This window comes from Corynebacterium glutamicum ATCC 13032 (assembly GCF_000011325.1).
GTDB lineage: Bacteria > Actinomycetota > Actinomycetes > Mycobacteriales > Mycobacteriaceae > Corynebacterium > Corynebacterium glutamicum.
Map to the genome: position 1 here is coordinate 3,288,938 of NC_003450.3, position 20,464 is coordinate 3,309,401.

Annotated in this window: 19 protein-coding genes; 7 read left to right on the forward strand and 12 right to left on the reverse strand. The window is 55.2% G+C overall.

Annotation, left to right across the window (positions count from 1 at the left end; translation table 11 throughout):
* Nucleotides 1-31 precede the first annotated feature (31 nt).
* The 4 genes from CGL_RS15325 to CGL_RS15340 are packed head-to-tail and all read right to left on the reverse strand — an operon-like array spanning nucleotide 32 to nucleotide 3,168.
* Complete coding sequence (locus CGL_RS15325) at nucleotides 32-379, reverse strand: branched-chain amino acid transporter permease (protein WP_011015618.1); 348 nt, start codon at nucleotides 377-379, stop codon at nucleotides 32-34.
* A complete protein-coding gene (locus tag CGL_RS15330; protein WP_011015619.1) occupies nucleotides 372-1,085 on the reverse strand; it encodes an AzlC family ABC transporter permease in 714 nt (237 codons plus the stop codon). Before CGL_RS15330 ends, CGL_RS15325 begins: the two co-directional genes overlap by 8 nt.
* Entirely contained in the window at nucleotides 1,086-1,691 is a 606-nt protein-coding gene (locus CGL_RS15335) for a YqgE/AlgH family protein (RefSeq protein ID WP_003860953.1), read from the reverse strand.
* Nucleotides 1,684-3,168, reverse strand: coding sequence for a CCA tRNA nucleotidyltransferase (locus CGL_RS15340; RefSeq protein WP_003855284.1), 1,485 nt, complete (start codon nucleotides 3,166-3,168; stop codon nucleotides 1,684-1,686). The genes CGL_RS15335 and CGL_RS15340 overlap by 8 nt, the downstream gene beginning before the upstream one ends.
* A 427-nt stretch (nucleotides 3,169-3,595) precedes the next feature.
* On the opposite strand from CGL_RS15340, the gene CGL_RS15560 reads away from it, so the two are divergent.
* The 7 genes from CGL_RS15560 (at nucleotide 3,596) to CGL_RS15380 (ending at nucleotide 14,063) form a co-directional block, all read left to right on the forward strand.
* Nucleotides 3,596-4,564 (forward strand): NUDIX hydrolase, encoded by a 969-nt coding sequence (locus tag CGL_RS15560; RefSeq protein ID WP_011015620.1) that lies wholly within the window; start codon nucleotides 3,596-3,598, stop codon nucleotides 4,562-4,564.
* The gene (locus CGL_RS15355; RefSeq protein ID WP_011015621.1) at nucleotides 4,561-7,074 is read left to right on the forward strand and encodes a hypothetical protein; all 2,514 of its coding nucleotides are present in this window, start codon (nucleotides 4,561-4,563) and stop codon (nucleotides 7,072-7,074) included. Before CGL_RS15560 ends, CGL_RS15355 begins: the two co-directional genes overlap by 4 nt.
* 52 nt (nucleotides 7,075-7,126) lie before the next feature.
* Nucleotides 7,127-10,471 carry a virulence factor gene (locus tag CGL_RS15360; protein WP_011015622.1) on the forward strand — a complete coding sequence of 1,115 codons (3,345 nt, stop codon included), beginning with the start codon at nucleotides 7,127-7,129 and terminating at the stop codon, nucleotides 10,469-10,471.
* Nucleotides 10,472-10,655: 184 nt separating this feature from the next.
* Nucleotides 10,656-11,330, forward strand: coding sequence for a sigma-70 family RNA polymerase sigma factor (locus tag CGL_RS15365; RefSeq protein ID WP_003855298.1), 675 nt, complete (start codon nucleotides 10,656-10,658; stop codon nucleotides 11,328-11,330).
* Nucleotides 11,331-11,434: 104 nt separating this feature from the next.
* Nucleotides 11,435-12,388 carry a thioredoxin-disulfide reductase gene (gene trxB, locus CGL_RS15370; protein ID WP_003855300.1) on the forward strand — a complete coding sequence of 318 codons (954 nt, stop codon included), beginning with the start codon at nucleotides 11,435-11,437 and terminating at the stop codon, nucleotides 12,386-12,388.
* An 84-nt stretch (nucleotides 12,389-12,472) separates the two neighbouring features.
* On the forward strand, nucleotides 12,473-12,796 hold the full coding sequence (gene trxA / locus CGL_RS15375) for a thioredoxin (RefSeq protein ID WP_011015624.1): 324 nt from the start codon (nucleotides 12,473-12,475) through the stop codon (nucleotides 12,794-12,796).
* 76 nt (nucleotides 12,797-12,872) lie between these two features.
* A complete protein-coding gene (locus CGL_RS15380) occupies nucleotides 12,873-14,063 on the forward strand; it encodes an N-acetylmuramoyl-L-alanine amidase (protein ID WP_041625627.1) in 1,191 nt (396 codons plus the stop codon).
* Here the strand turns inward: CGL_RS15380 and CGL_RS15385 are convergent.
* The 8 genes from CGL_RS15385 to rpmH form a co-directional block, all read right to left on the reverse strand.
* Nucleotides 14,060-14,680: a hypothetical protein gene (locus tag CGL_RS15385; protein ID WP_011015626.1), complete on the reverse strand. Its 621-nt coding sequence runs from the start codon at nucleotides 14,678-14,680 to the stop codon at nucleotides 14,060-14,062. The two genes, CGL_RS15380 and CGL_RS15385, sit on opposite strands and share 4 nt — an antisense overlap.
* Before the next feature lie 16 nt (nucleotides 14,681-14,696).
* Nucleotides 14,697-15,836 carry a ParB/RepB/Spo0J family partition protein gene (locus CGL_RS15390; protein ID WP_003855307.1) on the reverse strand — a complete coding sequence of 380 codons (1,140 nt, stop codon included), beginning with the start codon at nucleotides 15,834-15,836 and terminating at the stop codon, nucleotides 14,697-14,699.
* Between the two features lie 59 nt (nucleotides 15,837-15,895).
* Nucleotides 15,896-16,819 (reverse strand): ParA family protein, encoded by a 924-nt coding sequence (locus tag CGL_RS15395; protein WP_003855308.1) that lies wholly within the window; start codon nucleotides 16,817-16,819, stop codon nucleotides 15,896-15,898.
* A gap of 105 nt (nucleotides 16,820-16,924) precedes the next feature.
* Nucleotides 16,925-17,554: a 16S rRNA (guanine(527)-N(7))-methyltransferase RsmG gene (gene rsmG, locus CGL_RS15400; protein WP_011266076.1), complete on the reverse strand. Its 630-nt coding sequence runs from the start codon at nucleotides 17,552-17,554 to the stop codon at nucleotides 16,925-16,927.
* Nucleotides 17,555-17,742: 188 nt separating this feature from the next.
* Nucleotides 17,743-18,696 carry a membrane protein insertase YidC gene (gene yidC, locus CGL_RS15405; RefSeq protein ID WP_003855313.1) on the reverse strand — a complete coding sequence of 318 codons (954 nt, stop codon included), beginning with the start codon at nucleotides 18,694-18,696 and terminating at the stop codon, nucleotides 17,743-17,745.
* A gap of 55 nt (nucleotides 18,697-18,751) precedes the next feature.
* Nucleotides 18,752-19,051 carry a membrane protein insertion efficiency factor YidD gene (yidD, locus tag CGL_RS15410; RefSeq protein ID WP_011266077.1) on the reverse strand — a complete coding sequence of 100 codons (300 nt, stop codon included), beginning with the start codon at nucleotides 19,049-19,051 and terminating at the stop codon, nucleotides 18,752-18,754.
* The gene (gene rnpA, locus CGL_RS15415; protein ID WP_003860977.1) at nucleotides 19,032-19,433 is read right to left on the reverse strand and encodes a ribonuclease P protein component; all 402 of its coding nucleotides are present in this window, start codon (nucleotides 19,431-19,433) and stop codon (nucleotides 19,032-19,034) included. The genes yidD and rnpA overlap by 20 nt, the downstream gene beginning before the upstream one ends.
* A 39-nt stretch (nucleotides 19,434-19,472) precedes the next feature.
* Entirely contained in the window at nucleotides 19,473-19,616 is a 144-nt protein-coding gene (rpmH, locus tag CGL_RS15420; protein ID WP_003855320.1) for a 50S ribosomal protein L34, read from the reverse strand.
* Between the last annotated feature and the right edge of the window lie 848 nt (nucleotides 19,617-20,464).

Sequence of the window (20,464 nt, forward strand, 5' to 3'; positions counted from 1 at the left end):
GGGGGCGGCTTTTTGCGTCGAGAAGCATCTTTTAAAAAACGACGTTGACCAGAAACATGTAGGCCAAGGTGCCACCGACGATGGACAGCCCGGCGGAGCCTTTCAACCAGTGCAGCAGCGCGGTGAATGCCACCGCGATCAGTGAAGCACCCACACCACCTGGCGCACTGACCTGGCCAAAGAGCGTGTAAATGACCAATACGACCATCACTCCGACTGGCATTGTGCGCCCCAAAACTCCCATGAGTTGGTTGCTGTTGACGCGTTTCATCGCGGCGAAGGGGAAGATGCGCAGCAGCAAGGTGATGATCGCGATGGGGATCAACACGGCGGCGACGTTGAGCAGCGTGACGCCTTCTGGCAGGCCAAACTCACTCATGGGAAGTCCTGATCTCCAGTTTCTTGTCCAGGTTGGGGAAGCGGACGCGGAGAAGAAGGATCAAAAAGTACGTGGTCAAAGCGATAACCAGCATCTGCTCGGGCGCCACAAAACCGGAAACCAGAGCCAATACCACCGCGAATAATGGCAGCGAATAATCCTTGTTATTTTTGAATGCCTCCCACGCCAGCACCACAAACAGCGCGGTCAGGGCAAAATCCATGCCTTTTAGATCATCGGGCAGCACTTGACCAACCAAGGCGCCAATAATTCCTGGGATAACCCACAGAGCTTGGCACAAAATTTGAACGGTAAGCACCCGCGTGCCACTGATATCGCCAGGTGGGCGGGCTGACACGATGGCGTAGGACTCGTCGGTAAGCGCGTAGGTGGAATAGGCGCGGCCGGCGCCGGACTTGATGCGGTGGCGTGGGAAGGTGAGACCGTAGAAAATGTGGCGGAAATTCACCATGAAACCAGCGACCGCCGCCGAAAACGGGCCGATACCTGCGGTGACCATGCCGATTGCCAGAAATTCCATCGAACCGGCATAGATCACGAAGGAGAAAATCGGCGTCCACCACCAGGCGAAACCTGTCTGGACCATCAACAGCCCAAAGGCCAAACCCAGCGGAATCAGCCCCAAACCGACCGTTAAAGTCTCACCGATTCCGCCGCGAATTTCTTTTAAATTTTCGGAACTCATCTAATTATCTGAAGGGTCCGACGGAAACGTGGAATACAACGGCAAAGGCATTGCTTGTCGACGCATCACGTCGCCCCAAATATCGACGCGGCCCGGCGCGATAATGTCCGACGGCAACGCAGGTGTGACGAACCAATCACCCTGCTCAATTTCCTCGTTGAGCTGGCCCGGAGCCCACTCCGCGTAGCCCGCAAAAAAGCGCATGCCCTCAAGATCATCAGCCACATCTTCAGGTGCAGAACGCAGATCCACGTGCACCAGGCGGTTGGCGAGCTTGTTGAAGCTGGTGGAATTTTCAATATCCACGCCCGGCTTGGTCACGCCCAAACCAACCACAGCCTGCTGGCTCAACGGCCCACCGATGTACAGTGCCTGTGGCTTCGAGGTGAGGTCCACCCACTCGGGCAACACATTGGCCACAGCAACATCGGAACGTGAAGAAATGTTCACACCAAAAGTGGTGGCAGGAGAATGCTCGATGATCAACACGATGCTGCGCTCAAAATCCTCCGACGCCATATCGGGCGCAGCCACCAACAACATGCCTGGAGCTACCTCATTGCGCTCCATCGCGTTAAACAACCTGTCGGCATAAAAATCACTCATTGTTTTCTCCTTCCCACCAGCTCTTCAGCTCTGCGATGGCAACTTCACGATCCAAAGGACCGCGCTCCAAACGAAGCTCCTTCAAAAACGCCCACGCCTTACCCACTTCAGGTCCGGCTTGGATGTTCAGAATCTCCATGATCTCATTGCCATCCAAATCTGGGCGCACCCTGGCAAGATCTTCCTTTGCGGCGATCTCCGCGATGCGCTCTTCCAAATGATCGTAGGTGGCTTGCAGTCGTGCTGCCTTCCTTTTATTTCTTGTGGTGCAATCAGCACGCACTAACTTGTGCAAACGTGGCAGCAATTCACCCGCATCTGCGGCATACCTACGCACTGCAGAATCCGTCCACTGGCCTTCGCTGAAACCATGGAAACGCATGTGCAGGAACACCAACTGCCCGACATCGCCGACCATTTGCTTTGAGTACTTCAGCTTGCGCATCCGTCGCCTCACCAGCTTGGCGCCAACTACCTCATGCTGATGGAAGCTCACGCGGCCTTCCTCATTGAAGTCACGAGTATCTGGCTTACCGCAATCATGAAGCAGAGCAGCCCAACGAAGCACCAGGTCAGGGCCATCTTCTTCCTGATCAATCGCTTGGCGCATCACCTGCAACGAGTGCGCGTACACATCCTTGTGCTGCATGTGTTCATCTTGAGTCATCTGCATCGCAGGGATCTCCGGATAAATAATCTGCGCGATACCGGACTCCACCATGAGGTCAATGCCAGCCTCAGGGTTTTTGCCAAGGATCATTTTGTCCAACTCAACCTGCATGCGTTCCACAGTGATCCGAGTAATCTGCTGCGCCATTTCAGTCATGGCGGTAATAACTCGTGGTGCAAGGGTGAAATTCAGTTGGGAAACAAAGCGGGCAGCGCGCAGCATTCGCAGAGGATCATCATTGAATGATTGTTCCGGAGTAGCTGGGGTATCCAAAGTGTGGGTAAGTAGATCTTCCAAGCCACCCACTGGATCGTGGAAAGTTAATTCACCATCGGCTTGGATCTCCACAGCCATGGCGTTGACCTTGAAATCGCGCCTAATCAGATCGCCTTCCAAGGTGTCACCGAAGGTCACTTCAGGGTTGCGGGAGTTTCCGTCATAGAGATCAGAACGGAATGTCGTGATTTCGATCTGCTGACCATGCTTTTCTGCAGAAAGGGTGCCAAACGCAATTCCGGTATCCCACACCACATCGGCGTAATCATCCAGGATCGCCTTTGTCTCCTCAGGGCGTGCCGACGTGGTGAAATCAAGGTCATGCCCCAACTCACCTAAGAAAGCATCCCTCACGGAACCGCCCACCAAATATAGGGAGTGTCCCTTGCTGGAAAATGCTGCCGCTAGGGGCACAAGGATGTCTGAAAGCTCACCAATTGCCTGGTGAGCGCGCGCCATTAAAGCAAGGCGGTCTACTTCCTGGTCCACTTTCTGTGGGGGAACTTGGTTCTGAGCATCCTGGGAATTCACGAATCTGAGTCTACCCAGTAGAAGTGTGGGCAAAAACTGCTCTAAATGTGAAATTAGAATAAGTTTTCGCACTTTGCACCGTAGGAGCCCGTTTAAGGCCCCGCAGCCAAAGAACGGGTAAAAGGGTGCATCAGTACAGGTTAGCTCGTTAGAAAGCCACACAGCGAGTCGAGTTTTGAGGGCCATTTTTAGCAATTGCAAGGATCCACCACAAATCAGTAAATCGAACGTATTTGTGGTGTATTTTCGCGCGTTGAGGGCTCAAAAATGCAAGGATCCACCACAGAATCGCAAAAATTCGGGATTTGTGGTGGGGATTTGCATCTGAGCAGCCGACACGGCGCCGAACCCCTCACTACGCGAGTCAATTAACCCCCGGGCGGTTCATTAATACCGAATACCCACCTCTCACGATACGATTGGTTGAATGAGTGACTTGAAACCCGAGGGGACTACTAGCGGAGCGCCTAAACGCAGGCGCCGCCGCCGTTCTCGCCGTCCTTCAGGTCAGAACCAAAACCCAAACCAAAACAGGCAGGGACAACAGGGGCAGCAAACCCAAAATCAGCCCCAAGCCCAGCCACAAAGCCAACAGGCCCAACCCCAAAAGCAGAACCAGCAGGGCCAAAATCAGGGCCAAGCTTCTGAGAAAACCTCTCAGAGGCCAAAGCGCCGTCGGTCCCGCAGGAACCCGAAGAGCAACAACACCCAACAACACAGCCAAAACAGTCAAAACAACCAGAACAGCCAAAACTCCCAGCAAAACACCCAAACCCAAACCTCTCAGTCGAATAAGCAGAAGTCTCAGGACAACCGCAGGGGTAAGGGTCGTAGGTCTCCAACCAGGAGGCGTTCCAACACGAGGGTGAATCAGGCGTGGCAGCAGTCCCGTTTGGTTACTTCTGATGAGACTTCCGCAGGTGGTCTCGTGGTGTCAGGTTTGGCTGAGGCGGTCAACGCTAACAATGAGGTTGATCTGTCGAAGATTTATGTTGCGTTGATTGGTCGCCTTGATCGTCGTGGTCGTTTGTTGTGGTCGATGCCGAAGGGCCATGTTGAGCCTGGTGAGGATAAGGCTGCGACTGCTGAGCGTGAGGTGTGGGAGGAGACCGGCATCCACGGTGAGGTGTTCACTGAGTTGGGTGTGATTGATTATTGGTTCGTTTCGGAAGGGAAGCGGATCCATAAGACGGTGCATCATCATTTGTTGCGTTATGTTGATGGCGATTTGAATGATGAGGATCCAGAAGTCACTGAGGTGGCGTGGATTCCGGCGAATCAGTTGATTGAGCATTTGGCTTTTGCGGATGAGCGGAAGTTGGCTAGGCAGGCGCATGATTTGTTGCCTGAGTTTGCTTTGAAGGAAAAGGCGGAGGGAAGGTCCACCCCAAGGTGATTCCGAACCCCAACCCGAACCCCAAAGCCAAAACTCTTCGCCTCGTTTCAGCGCTGACCGCCATCACTGTGGTGGGTTTTAGCGCTTCACCTGTTCATGCGTTGCCGATTCCGTTGGATCCTTCTGATCCGGCGGTGTCGGAGTTGTGGGTGAATCCGAATGCGCGGGCTGATGATGAGCTTTCTGGTGTGGATGTAGAGATCTCGGATTTTGTCATGCCGAATAGCAATCTAACTGTGCAGGTGGGGGAGTCTTTTAAGGCGCAGGTTCGGGTGACTAATCGTTCGTCGGAGACGTTGAGCAATATTACGTTGCAGGCGCGTCGTGCGGAGGCGTCGTTTGATATGGCGAGTGCTCGGGTGGCGGCGACGGATAATAATTATGGCTACTTCGGCGCGATGGTGACTCTTGATGATGAGTTGGAGCCGGGGGAGAGTGTTGAGACTGAGGTGGAGATTTCTACCGATAGTTTGTCGATTTCTCAGCCGGGTTCTTATCCGACGATGTTGGCGTTGTCGGGGCAGCTTGATGGGGTGGCGCAGCATTTGGATTCGCAGCGTTTCCTTCTGCCAGTCCTCAGCGATACAACTGATACAGAAGACACCGCCACCCCCACGACGATGATTTACCCGATATCAGCCCAGACGAATGTGTTGGGTGGTGAGACCGGCGAGGCGCCGGAAGAGCCGCCTTTGCTGGTCAGTTCCGACGCGCTTGCGGGCGAGTTGGATGAGGGCGGTCGTTTGCAAAAGCTTATCGACGCCTACCTCCAGTCTTCACCCGCCGTGCAGCAAGCCACGTGCCTTGCTATTGATCCGCAGCTTCTTGATGTGGTGGATCGCATGACCGGCGGTTACACCGTGACCGATACTCGTCCCAGTACGGTGCGGCAGAATCAGCGGCTTCGTGAGTTGTGGACTGCCGATAATCAACCCACCAATGGTGTCGCGGGCACGGGTGCGGAAAACGCTGCCATTTTCTTGGAGAAACTCCGACAGGCCACAGCCACCTCGTGCACCGTGGCGTTGCCGTGGGCGAATGCTGATCTAAATGCAGTGAGCCAAACCGGTAATCAGTGGTTGATGCGCGAGGCGCTACAGCGAGGTGTCACCACCTTTGAAGAAGTGTTGGGTGTTATTCCGGAATCCAATGTGGTGATTCCTGGAAATGGTTTTGTGGAGCCCTCCACCGTGGGTGATCTCGGATGGGCGGAAGTAACGCTTAATCCGGATCAGGCGTGGGAGGTGCAGTCAGAGGAGTTGGTTGCTGCCCCTGATGCCACAGAGCAAAGCGCATTGGATAACCCTAAGCCAACGCCAGGCACGGTGACGCCGCCAACCCCTATGTCAACGGTGTCCGTGTTGGTTTCTGATAACACGGTGTGGCGCACAACGAGCGCGGATCGGTTCCACTCTTTGGCTCCGGGAATAACTGGGGTGTCGTATCAGGGATCGTTATCGGCAACCTTGGCTACCTTGGGACAAAACCCTGAGACTGTGGGCTATTCCAATCCGGATTCGCGTTATGACTACGCCATGGATTCTGAGAGCGCCCGCAATCTCACCGGCCAGGCGGCGCTGCGCTTGACGGTGGACAACGGCGATGAAGACTCTCCCGTGTTGATCATGCCGAGCGCGGTGCTGGGCGCCGAAGACGGCGCGATGTTGCTTGAGACCACCGGGGCTTTGCTTGCCGACGGCTCCGCCCGACCTTTTTCCCTGCAGCAATATGTCACTGCCAATGCGGAACAAAGAAATACTTTGGCCACAGCAACAACTCCACCGGATGACACTGCTTTTGGTGCACCCTACGACGATCCTGCGTCATTGACGGAAACCGAAATTCTGCGAACCACTCAGCAGGCGGAGTACATCGATGATCTCACTGGCATCATGTCCAATGATCCCAGCATTGCACTGACCCGTTATGGGTTTACAGCACCGCTGCGGCAAGATCTGCTGCGCGCGTTGAGTATCAGTGAGCGTCGTTCGTTAGCTCGCCACACCCAGGCAACCTCTGCTGCCGATAAATTACTTAATCGCAACCGCGATACTCTGCAGAAGCTGCGTAGCTCTGTGGCGTTGTTGCCGCCGGGAAATGTGTATACCCGAACCTCGGAATCGTCTCCGTTGTTGATTGTGGCGCAAAACGGTTTGCCATTGCCCGCGGAGACTCAGATTTTGTATTCCGGAAATCAGGATGCGCACATCAATACTCCGGGTGTGGTTCGTATTCCGGCGCAGGGTTCCATCACCTTGCAGATGACTGCGGATTTGCCCGATGACAATCTGCGCACTGATCTCACGTTGTGGTTGGCATCCCCAGATGGGGCCACCATTAGTGAACCTGTGGAAATTACTGTCCAGCCTCGCCCGAATTTGGGCACCACGCTGTTTTTCGTGGCAGCGGGCATTCTGGCAGTAGGAGGGTTGTTGTTTATACGGAAGAAACGAAACGTCGAAAAGCGCTCGCCCGGTACGGGATCGCCCAAACCGCCACCAACCCACTAACGTATCGCATAGTTATTTTCGCCGTGCTCGCCGTTAAGGCGCGCACTCGTACATGAATGGTCAACAAGTGAGTTCTTCGCTTTCGAATAATTCGGAGCAGTCCGGCCTGCGTGGCAGGATCGTTGCTCCAGCACCGCCGGCGCCTGTGCCCGAGGCGCGCAAGAAGGCTGTCGCACGCACGGATGGTGATCGCTCGAGTTTGAAAAACTCGCCTACGGCATCCGCCACCCAGGCAGCCCAGACGCGCCCGGCAGAACCGGAACCAGAAAAGCACACCTCCGATTCTGATGTGGTGCGCTCGACTGGCTCCATGGCAATAGCCACGCTGCTGAGTCGTATCACCGGTTTCCTGCGCACCGTGATGATTGGTGCGGCGCTGTCGCCGGCCATCGCTTCGGCGTTCAACACTGCCAACACGCTGCCCAACCTGATCACTGAAATCGTGTTGGGTGCGGTGCTGACATCGCTGGTTATTCCGGTCCTTACCCGCGCGGAAAAAGAAGACGCCGACGGCGGTTCCGGGTTCTTCAGGCGGCTGCTCACCCTGTCGGTGACGCTGCTGGGTGGTGTCACCATCCTGTCGATTATCGGCGCGCCGCTGCTGACACGGATGATGCTGTCCTCTGAGGGACAAGTCAACGTGGTCATGTCCACGGCCTTTGCGTATTGGCTGCTGCCACAGATTTTCTTCTACGGCCTGTTTGCCCTGTTCATGGCTGTGTTGAACACCCGTGAAGTGTTCAAACCCGGCGCGTGGGCACCTGTTGTCAACAATGTGATCACCTTGACCGTGCTGGGCGTGTACATGGTGCTGCCTGCGCGTTTGCACCCGCATGAGCAGGTGGGCATTTTTGATCCGCAGATCATTTTCCTCGGCGTGGGCACCACCCTTGGTGTGGTTGCACAGTGTCTAATCATGATTCCGTACCTGCGTCGCGCGGGCATTGATATGCGCCCTCTGTGGGGTATCGATGCGCGTTTGAAGCAATTCGGTGGCATGGCGATGGCGATCATCGTGTACGTGGCAATCTCCCAGTTCGGTTACATCATCACCACTCGCATTGCGTCGATTGCAGACGATGCTGCGCCGTTTATTTATCAGCAGCACTGGATGTTGCTGCAAGTTCCTTATGGCATCATCGGCGTCACCTTGCTCACCGCGATTATGCCGCGACTGTCCCGCAACGCGGCAGACGGCGATGATAGGGCAGTAGTCTCTGACCTTCAGTTGGGTTCCAAGCTAACCTTCATCGCACTGATCCCCATCGTGGTGTTCTTCACCGCCTTCGGTGTCCCTATTGCCAATGGCCTTTTTGCCTACGGCCAATTCGATGCCAACGCCGCCAACATCCTTGGTTGGACTCTGAGCTTCTCTGCTTTCACGCTGATTCCTTACGCTTTGGTGCTGCTACATCTGCGTGTGTTTTATGCGCGTGAAGAGGTCTGGACCCCAACCTTCATCATCGCCGGCATCACCGCCACCAAGGTCGTGCTTTCCCTGTTGGCACCGCTGCTGTCGAGCTCCCCGGAGCGTGTGGTGGTGCTTCTTGGTGCGGCCAACGGTTTCAGTTTCATCACCGGCGCGGTCATCGGCGCGTATCTGTTGCGCAACAAACTCGGCCTGTTGGGTATGCGCTCTTTGGCTAAAACCTCCCTGTGGGCGTTGGGCTCTGCGGCGGTTGGTGCAGCAGCAGCATGGGCGTTGGGGTGGCTGATTCAAGCCGTCGTGGGCGATTTCTTGCTGGGCACTCTAAGCTCCGTAGGCTACTTGTTGTACCTGGCTGTGTTGGGTGTCTTCTTCATCTTCGTCACCGGCATCGTGTTGTCACGTTCTGGTTTGCCGGAGGTCCAAAACTTGGGCCAGGCACTGACCCGCATCCCAGGTTTGAGCCGGTTTATTCGCCCGAATACCAAGATCTCTTTGGATGTCGGCGAAGTCTCCGAGCAGGATTTCTCCACCCAGCTGGTCGCGCCAAGCGAGTTCGCAGCAACCCCTGTGCCGCCACCGATGTCCGCCGGTATTGTCCGCGGACCTCGCCTGGTTCCCGGCGCCCCAGTCGGCGACGGTCGTTTCCGTCTGCTCGCCGATCACGGCGGCGTCCAAGGCGCGCGTTTCTGGCAGGCCCGCGAGATCGCCACCGGCAAGGAAGTCGCGCTGATCTTTGTGGATACTTCCGGCAACGCCCCATTTGCGCCACTGTCTTCGGCAGCCGCAGCGGGCATCGCCTACGAGGTGCAGCGCCGCACCAAGAAGCTGGCCAGCTTGGGCAGCTTGGCGGTAGCCCCCAACATCCACTCCGAGGCGTACCGCAACGGTTGCCTCATTGTGGCCGATTGGGTGCCTGGCTCCAGCTTGAGCGCCGTCGCGGAATCCGGTGCCGATCCCCGCGCCGCCGCGTTCGCGCTCGCGGAACTAACTGAAACCATCGGCGAGGCCCACGAGATGGGTATCCCGGCCGGCTTGGACAACAAGTGCCGCATCCGCATCAACACCGACGGCCATGCCGTCCTCGCCTTCCCGGCGATTTTGCCCGATGCCTCAGAGCTCCGCGACGCCAAGTCCCTGGCCTCGGCCGCCGAGATGCTTATCGACGCGACCCTCGCTCCCAGCGACGTCAAGGCAATGGTCACTGAAGCCCAGGGGCTAGCTACAGAAGACAATCCCGATTACGCATCACTTGCCATGGCGATGCGCACCTGCGGACTGTTCACCGAGGAACCAACCCACCTTGTGGTGAAGAAGGAAAAGACACCAAAGCCTGCGACACGTGATGGTTTCGGTGCCTCCGACTACACCGTCAAGGGCATGGCAGCCATCGCCGCTGTGGTGATCATCTTGGTTTCCCTGGTGGCCGCCGGTACCGCGTTCCTCACCAGCTTCTTCGGCAGCAGCACCAACGAACAATCCCCGTTGGCCTCTGTTGAAGCCACCACCTCTGCAACACCAGAACCTGTGGGGCCACCGGTCTACCTGGATCTGGATCAAGCCCGCACGTGGGATGACGGTGCAGGAACAGATGTCACCGACGTCACCGACGGCAACACCTCCACCGCATGGACCTCCACCGGCGGCGACGGCCTCCTAGTTGACCTGTCCACGCCTGCCCGCCTCGACCGCGTCATCTTGACCACCGGCACCGGCTCCGACAGCAACGTGACCTCGACCGTGAAGATCTACGCATTCAACGACGCCTCACCACACTCCCTGTCGGAAGGCATCGAGATCGGCACCGTGGATTATTCCGGCCGCAGTCTCAGCCACAGCATCCGCGATTCCTCCAAGCTTCCGGGTCAGGTGGAATCCGTGGTGATTCTGGTCGATGAGGTTCGTTCCTCACAAACCTCAGACACCAATCCACAGATGCAGATCGCTGAAGTACAACTTGTTGGTTGGTAAATTACGCGTTTGTGATTGACCCCCATTAAGGTGCGCCCGCCCTCAGTTTCACTAACTGAAGGCGGGCGTTTTTAATTTATATATAGCTTCAGCTCACAGGTATTTTCCAGAAAGAAGAGCCCTCAAAGTATGTAGCACCTCAGCGACACCTCCCACTTGAGTGGGCGCCGAGAAGTATCTCTCAATGGAAAATCTGCCCATACTAAGCCGCATAAGGGATACGGGGTGTGTCCCTCAACCTGCGGGGGATCTTATGACAGTACTGCCTAAAAACCATGACCTAAGCGATACCCAACTCGTCAAACAGTTTATATCTGGCGACTCCAGGGCATTTTCCACCATCATTCACCGCCACGAACGACATATGATGCAGGCAGCCAGAAAATACGGGCGGAAACCAGAAGACGCCCAAGACATTCTCCAAGAAGCTCTCTTTCGCGCCAGCCGAAACATGCACCTTTATAGAGCAGAAGCAGCTCTCGGCACGTGGCTCCACAAACTTGTCCTGAATAGCGGCTTCGATTGGGCTACCCACCGCTCCCAAGTAGAATTCCCCATCCTTAACGAACCAACAATCGATTTAGAAAAAGATCCTCGCCTAGCCACCGACCCCTTGGGCTACCTCGATGTCGCCATGACAATTCGATCCGCCATCGACCAATTACACCCCGATCAACGCATCGCCTTAATACTTGTCGACCTCGGCGGCTACACCGTAGAAGATGTGGCCGAAATCGAAGGAATCAAAGTAGGTACCGTTAAATCACGCCGAGGGCGCGCACGCAAAGCGTTGCGCGCCCTTTTACATGCAGATTTCTTCGGGCCCGAAGATGGCTCCATACAGTGCGAAAGCAACTGATGGAAGTTTTTCAAAGTGTCTGACGTTGAAAACGGTGAGTTCACAACTAGGGTGAATGGTGCACGTGATGCTGCACTTTTACGTTTACTACTTTGAGGGAAACAATGTCTGAAGAACAATCTGCCGTAGCACCAAAGATTCATGATGTCGCCATCATCGGCTCCGGTCCAGCTGGCTATACCGCAGCAGTATATGCAGCCCGCGCTGACCTCAACCCCATCATGTTCGAGGGCTATGAATACGGTGGATCTTTGATGACCACTACTGACGTGGAAAACTTCCCAGGCTTTGAAAAGGGAATCCTGGGCCCAGAGCTCATGGAAAACATGCGCGCTCAGGCCGAGCGTTTCGGCACCGACATGCACATGGAGCTTGTCGACCGCGTTGATCTCACCGGCGACATCAAGAAGCTGTGGGTCGGCGACGATGAGTACCACGCGCGTGCTGTCATCTTGTCCATGGGTTCTGCACCTCGCTACTTGGGTGTGAAGGGCGAGCAGGAACTGCTCGGCCGCGGCGTTTCTGCATGTGCAACCTGCGATGGTTTCTTCTTCCGCGATCAGGACATCGCCGTGATCGGTGGTGGCGACTCCGCGATGGAGGAAGCAACCTTCCTCACCAAGTTCGCTCGCAGTGTCACCATCGTGCACCGCCGCGAAGAGTTCCGCGCCAGCGCCATCATGCTGGAGCGTGCTCAGAAGAACGAGAAGATTCGCTTCGTCACCAACAAGACTGTCGAAGAGGTCATCGAGGCAGACGGCAAGGTCAGCGGTCTGAAGCTCAACGACACCGTCACTGGTGAAGATTCCGTCTTGGATGTCACCGCCATGTTCGTTGCCATCGGCCATGATCCACGCTCTGAAATCCTCGCAGGTCAGGTCGAGGTTGATCCTTCCAACTACGTTTTGGTTCAGGAGCCTTCCACCCGCACCAACCTTGATGGTGTTTTCGCTGCTGGCGACCTGGTGGACAGCCACTACCAGCAGGCCATCACCGCAGCTGGTTCCGGTTGCCGCGCAGCGATCGATGCAGAGCATTACCTAGCTTCTCTGGCCTAATTCACAGTTAGCCTTAAACCAAACCATGTACCAATGAATGTCGGATTCCCCAGGAGTCCCGTCATTGTTAATTTAGGAGAAACCATGAGCAATGTTGTTGCAGTAACCGAGCAGACCTTCAAGTCCACCGTCATCGATTCCGACAAGCCAGTCATCGTTGACTTCTGGGCAGAATGGTGTGGCCCCTGCAAGAAGCTCAGCCCCATCATTGAGGAAATCGCAGGCGAGTACGGCGACAAGGCAGTCGTTGCCAGCGTCGACGTCGATGCAGAGCGTACCTTGGGTGCCATGTTCCAGATTATGTCGATTCCTTCTGTTCTCATTTTCAAAAATGGTGCAAAAGTCGAGGAATTTGTCGGTCTGCGCCCCAAGAACGAAATTGTGGAAAAACTAGAGAAGCACCTCTAGCTGGTATTCTTACTGCAGTCACGTGGATGAACTATATCCATTGATAATTTTGAACATGAATGATGGAAGGAGCAGGGTGTCTAAAGTCCTGAGAGTTGGCGATCGCAGCCCGCGCGTGGCAGAAGTGCGCACTACGCTCGCTCGCCTCGGTGTGATTGAAGGCTATTCCAGGGAGATGTCTGCAAAGACAGAATCCCAGAAGTTCCACGAAGAAGAGACGCTTTTCGACGAAGAACTCAGCCTCAGCATCAAGTCATTCCAGCAAGCTCGAGGAGTCGTTCCCTCCGGGCTTATTGACGACCCCACCCTGCGCGCAATCCGCGAAGCCTCCTACACCCTGGGAACCCGCGTGCTGGCCTACCAGCCCGGCAACCAGCTTGTTGGTGACGACGTTGTAGAAATCCAATCCCATCTCCAAGAGCTCGGCTTCTACGCCGACCGTGTGGATGGACATTTTGGCGAGCTCACACACAAAGCTGTGATGAACTACCAACTCAACTACGGCATGCAGGTAGACGGCATCTGTGGCCCTGACACCATCCGTGCGCTGTCCCGACTTGGTCTGCGCATCAAGGGTGGCTCTGCTCAAGCTATCCGTGAACGCGAACGCATGCGCAATGCAGGCCCACGTCTTGCTGGCAAGCGTGTGGTCATTGATCCTGCGCTTGGGGGCTCCAACAAGGGTCAGATCGTGAAAGGCCCCTACGGTGAGATCTCTGAGGAAGAAATCCTCTGGGATTTGGCCACCCGCCTGGAAGGTCGCATGATCGCAACAGGCATGGAAACCATTCTGTCGCGCCCGCACATGGATGATCCCAGCAGCCGTGATCGCGCGTCGATCGCGAATGCTTTCGGCGCTGACCTCATGCTGAGCCTGCACTGCGATTCCTACCCGAATGAAAAAGCTAACGGCGTGGCCAGCTTCTACTTCGGTTCGGAAAACGGCACCAACTCCTTGACCGGTGAAACGCTCTCCGCGTACATCCAAAAAGAGATCGTTGCCCGCACCCCACTGAACAACTGTGGCAGCCATGCCCGTACCTGGGATCTGCTGCGCCTCACGCGCATGCCCATGGTGGAAGTTGTCACCGGTTACCTCACCAACCCCGATGACCTGGCAGTTCTGACTGATCCACAAATGCGTGATCACATTGCCGAAGCCATCGTTGTCGCCGTCAAGCGCCTGTACCTCCTTGATGAGGAAGCACAGCCCAAGACCGGAACCTTCAAGTTCTCTGAGCTGTTGCAATCAGAGCAGGCTGGCTAAATCGCGCCCATCTCTTGAAGGAGTCGCTGGGCATCCTTAGCTGTGAGCAGCACCGTTGCGGGTGGTAATTCCATCCGCAGACGGGGTAACACGGGATGGTCAGCAACCACTTCGAAACCGGCTGATTCTAACGCCTCCACATCAATCAGGCCGATTTCTAAACGCCTAGCTGCGATCGCATCCGCTTCTGTGTTTTCCGAGCGGTATCCAAACGCCTCAACGGCTGGGTAGTCGCGCCGAATGAGTTCCATGAGGGAAGCGTCGAGAAGCGCCGATTCCATGCCCGTGCCCCGGAAAACCTCGTCGATGAACAGGCTGCTGATGATCGCAGCGTCGCTAGACACCGGTGCCGTAGGCAGCGCCTTCGCGCCCGGGGCGGCATCGCGCTCGCAGAAAATGACCGACGCCAACGCCGGAGTTCCATTGCGGTAACCAATGTTGAAACCGCAGGATTCATATTCCAGCAGCGTGGTGGACAGCCAGGCTTCCTTCTCAAACACCGGATCAGCTTTAGCTGCAACCTCAGGTGCGAGCTCCCAAAACACCGACTTGCGGGCCTGGGGGTGCAGGAAATCTATGTGTTCCTGCACGATCGGGAAAAGGGAAGCCTGGAGCATGGCGCCAAACTTAAAATTATTGGCCCTGGATCAAGGACATGATGCGCTCGAAATCATCCTTGTCGCCGAATTCCACCACGAGCTTGCCCTTCTTCTTACCCATCATCACCGAGACCTTGGTATCCAAATTATCCGCCAAGGACTCAGCCGCACGGGTAAAGACCTCAGGAGTTGCAGCCTTTTCGCGTGGCTTCTTCTCCTCATCCTGATCACCACGGTTGTGCAGCAGCACCAATTCCTCAGTAGCACGCACAGACAGGCCCTCAGCGATGATTCGGGTCGCCAGGGTGTCCTGAGCATCCTCGCCGGCCTTGAGCCCCAGCAATGCGCGTGCATGGCCTGCAGACAGCACACCGGCTGCCACCTTGGTCTGCACGTTGACTGGAAGGCCCAGCAGACGAATCATATTGGTGATTACCGGACGGGAACGGCCCAGCTTATCGGCCAGCTCTGCCTGGGTGACACCGAACTCCTCCAGCAACTGCTGGTAGGCGGCTGCCTCTTCCAAAGGATTCAGCTGCACCCTGTGGATATTTTCCAAAAGGGCGTCGCGCAGCATCGCGCTGTCTTCAGTTTCACGGACAATCGCCGGGATAACCTCAAGGCCAGCTCGCTTGGATGCACGCCAACGACGCTCACCCATGATGAGCTCATAGCCATCCTCGGACCTGCGCACCACGATCGGCTGCATGAGGCCGAACTCGCTGATCGAATGCACCAACTCGTCAAGTGCCTGCGGATCAAACTCATGGCGAGGCTGCTGCGGGTTGGGGCGGATCTGCTCGATCGGGATCTCAAGGTAGGATGCGCCGAACTCAGACTGCTGTGCTGGCTGTGCCTGCGGCGCTTCCTGCTGTGCTGACTGCGTTGGAGCAGGAGCTGCTGGCTCTGGAACTACCTCTGGCTTTGTGGCCTCAGTGTGTTGTGGAGCGGCCTGCGCAGGAGCCTCAGGTGCAGGAGCTGCTGGTGTGGACTCACGCTTGGGAGCTGCAGCAGTACGCGCACCCACGGTACCGCCCAAAATGATGTCAGCCGCACCGCCACCAAGACCTGGGGAATTACTTGGTCCTGAGGGAATAAGTGCGGCCAGACCGCGCCCCAGACCGCCCTTACGCTTTTCCGTCTGGGACTTGTCGGAACCCTTGTTCTGAGCCATCGCTCTTAGACGCACCTTTCGTACAGCACAACAATTAACGTATTCAAAGAAGTTTACTGCTATTTCGCAGGTTTTAGGCCGATCGGACCGGATTCATCGCTAGGCAAGTAATCGCCACGAGTGGCCAATTCTTTAGCAGCATCCAAATACGCCATGGCGCCCCTGGAACCTGGATCATATTCAATGACAGTCTGCCCATAGCCAGGAGCTTCAGACACCTTCACTGAACGTGGAATCTTGTTACCCAACACCACGTCACCGAAGTGATCATTAACCTCTGTGGCCACCTGTTCTGCGAGGTTGGTGCGGGCGTCATACATGGTCAGCAAGATCGCGGAAATATGCAGCTGGCGGTTCAGGTGCTGACGCAACATAGTGATGTTGTTCAGTAGCTGGCCCACGCCCTCCAGAGCGTAGTACTCACACTGGATCGGAATGAGCACTTCATTCACCGCGGTCATGGCGTTAATGGTGAGCAGACCCAAAGACGGTGGGCAGTCAATGATCATGTAATCAAAATCGTGCTTGTCAATGAACTCACGGCCCAACGCATCCGCCAAACGGTATTCGCGGCGGACCAAGCTGACCAATTCAATTTCTGCGCCAGCAAGATCCAGGGTTGCTGGAATGCAGAAGAGGTTTTCGTTAGCTGTGGATGGCTGCATTGCTTCATCAGCAGTGCATTCACCGATCAGTAGTTCATAAGATGACAAGGTGCCAGAGCGGTGCTCGACACCCAACGCTGTCGACGCATTTCCCTGCGGATCCAAATCCACGACGAGAACTTTAAGCCCATGAATTGCTAAAGACGCAGCCAAATTCACCGTGGAGGTGGTTTTACCAACGCCGCCTTTTTGGTTGGCGATGGTAATTAGGCGTGGTTCTTTAGGTTTCGGCAACGTCAGGGAGTTGGGTGTCATCACCTGAGCTGCACGACGCGCCGCCGCAGCAATTGGTGTGTCTTCCCAAGTAGTGTCTTCCATCGACGTCAACCATCCCTATCTTCCTGTGCATGCGAATTCTTCATGCACACGTCATCGATTCCACATTAGTGCTTAACGCTGTACCCATTCCACCGAAGTGGATGGTTACTTTTCCCTGCGGATTGAAATAAGTGTTGTGGGCTCGCTCAACAGCGCCTCACCCACGGTATAAACCTTAATGTCAGTGCCGCCAGCCTTGCGGATTTCCTTGGCGTCACGCTCAATTTCTTCCTCAACGCTGGAGCCTTTCATGGCCACCATGCGTCCACCGATTTTCACCAGCGGCAACGACCAGGTCGCTAGCTTGCCCAGTGGAGCAACAGCTCGGGAGGTGACAATATCGACCAATCCGACCTGCTTGCGCACCACTTTTTCCTCAGCACGACCACGAACGACGGTGACATTGTCCAAGTTCAGGGCTTCTTTTACCTCGTTGAGGTACACCGAACGCTTGAGCAATGGCTCAATGAGAGTGATGTTGAGATCTGGGCGTGCGATAGCAAGAGGAATTCCTGGCAGTCCCGCACCAGAACCAATATCTGCAACAGAGATGCCCTCATCCATAGCTTCGCCGATGACACCACAGTTTAGAATGTGGCGATCCCACAGGCGGGGAACTTCACGGGGGCCGATGAATCCGCGGACGGATCCATCTGTTGCCAAAGATTCATGATATGCAATGGCTTTTTCGAGGTTGTCCCCGAAAATTTCAGCGGCTGCTGGAGGCGTGGTCATGAAAAAAGTCCCCTTCGGGCAAGATATCGAGCGGTACAACACTCAACTATAACGACTCAACTTAAGAAGCTTGAGTGTTGGCTGCCGAATGGTGCTTTTTAGCGTCGACAAGCGCTTAAAATGGCGCGCTGCAGGCAGCAAAAAACCGCCAGCCCTTAGTGCGTGGGCTGGCGGTTTTTAGTGAAGTTTTACTTCTTACGCTTCTTGGGGTTTTCTGGCTTCACGCCAGGCTTTGGAGCGGTAGTGCGCTTTGCTGCGCGCTTTTCCTCCTCCTCAGCTGCTTCCTCAGCGTCCATCTTGGCGAAGATGTAGCGCTGCTGGAAGAAGGTCCACACGTTGTTGGACATCATGTAGACAAGAAGACCGATGGTCCAGATGAAGCCGGTGAACAAAATGGTGGCTGGCATGAACCAGAGCATCATCTTGTTCATCATTTGCATCTGCATGGCCATCTGATCGCTGGAAGCGGCCTGCTGCTTGCCGGCTGCCTTGCGAGCTTCCTGGCGGTTGACGGACAGACGCGCGTTCATGTGAGTTGCCACGACAATGATCAAAATCATTGGAGCTGCAACCAGCGCGATGTTGAGGCGGGAGACATCCAGGCCAAGGAACGCGTCGAACGCGTCAGCAGGCATGGTGATGTAGGACGACAGTGGCGCACCGAACAGGTCTGCACGCAGGAAGGACTGAACCTCGTCGACACCGAAGATGTAGTTCGGGGTGTTCGCGTTTTGCTCAACGGTCATTTCCAGCTGGCCAACGCCAGAACCGGTGCGGTTGAAGGAGCGCAGCACGTGGAACAGACCCAGGAACACTGGGATCTGCACCAACATTGGCAAACAGCCTGCGATGGGGTTAACGCCCACTTCTTTTTGAAGTTTGCGGGTCTCCTCCATCATCTTCTGCTGGTCATTTTTGTACTTCTCGCGGATGGCCTGCATCTTTGGAGCCATGTCTTGCATCTTGCGCTGTGAACGCATGGTGTTGACCATCGGCTTGACCAGAACCATACGCACGGTGAAGGTCAAGAACATGATCGACAAGGCCCAGGTAATTCCGGAATCTGGGCTCAGCACAAAGCTGAACGCTTTATGCCAGAACCACAGAATGGCCGAAATTGGCCAATAAATGAAATTGAGCACTGTGAGTCGAAACTCCTTGGGATTAATAGGGACTATGTACTTGTTGGCAGGACTTCTATGTCACCGTTTCGGTGGACCAAAATCCATGGTTCGGCACCGGGTCGAATCCACCCGGATGCCAGGGCCCACATTTGGACAACCTTGCAGCGGAGAGAATAGTTCCCTTAAAAGCCCCATGAACTGAGACGGCTTTCAATGCATAGGTGCTGCAAACTGGATCAAAACGACAGGTGGAACCCATCTTAAGACCCGAAAGATACTTTTGGTAGAAGCGAACAGCAGAAGCTGCCGTCTTCGCCGGAATACTTTTCGGTTCTGGGATGTCGAAAGGATCATCACTTGTTGGTGCGCACACGGCTAGCTTTCCCCAACCCGTAGCGGATGTCTCGTTCAAGTTCCGCCGAGGTTGCATTCCCAGCCCCCGCCAACGCGCGGATCACCACGTGATGAGTGGGGGAGAGTAGCTCTGGTGATTTTTCTGCAATGCTTGCACAGATATGACGAAGCCGTCGGGAGGTGCGGTGACGAACCACCGCATTTCCGACGGCCTTAGAAACGACAAGGCCGAACCGCGGACCACCGAATGAGGCGACTTCGCCCTGTTTTTCGGTGCCATCCAACGATTCGGCACTATCCCACAGGTGCACAACGACAGTTTTACTGCCAGCGCGACGCCCTTTCCTCATCACCGTGCGAAATTGCATGGAAGAGTTCAGCTTATGTTGCGCTGGAAGCACTGTTGCTTACACCTTATTTATTGTGGTGACGCTAAAAAATTACGCGGTCAGCTTTGCGCGACCCTTGCGACGACGAGCCGCAACAATTGCACGACCTGCACGGGTACGCATACGAAGACGGAAACCGTGAACACGTGCACGACGACGGTTGTTCGGCTGGAACGTCCGCTTGCCCTTTGCCATGTGAAACACTCCTAAATATTTTGTTGACGGATCACCGGACACACCGGTTCTAGTGGACAAAGTGCGCGAAGATTTCCGCGCTAGCCCTATACCGGGGGAACGGATCACCCAACGTTGGATGATTTTTTTTGAGATTGCAGATTCGTGAATGAAACCGCAGCAACGCTTTATGGAAAGTGTTGCTCTCAAGCACATTCGTTGCGCCTGGAAATTTGACCAAGAGGTTTGGACAAAGATCCGGGAGTCACACGATGTGACAGACTGGTTTAGCTTACGGGAAAACGACCTGCGAAAACAAATCTGTCCTTTGGCAATTCGGCGGGGGCACCCGTAATTACAAAGCTGGCATTAAACACTGGTGAGAGGGCATATCGCCCGTCCAAACGCTTTTCGACGCCACCCTCCGGCAAACTCCACTCGGCAAAGAATTCACAGGGGTTGGACATGTGGATTGAACTGCGGGTAACAATGAAAATTGCACACAGCATCAACAGCCTGTGAAAACTTCAACCTGTGGATAACAGGTAATGTTCACCTTGAGATCAAGGGAAACATTCAAATAACTGCAGGTGAGAGCGAATTTGAGGTTGATGCACATTTTCCACAGGTAGTGCGCTATCCTGTGGATAAACGTTTTTGGGAAAAGTTATCCACAGCTGTGGACAACATTGTGGAAACAATGGTTATGGGCGTTTTTCGATGTGAATGGAGCTGTAGAAACATCGAGAACGCCCACGTGGATAACAAAGCGGAATTTTGCCCTGCTTTTTAGCTTCTCCGCCACCCTTCATCCACGGCTGAATAAAATTATTTTTCGATAGTTTCGCCAAAAGGAGATACCTAACATA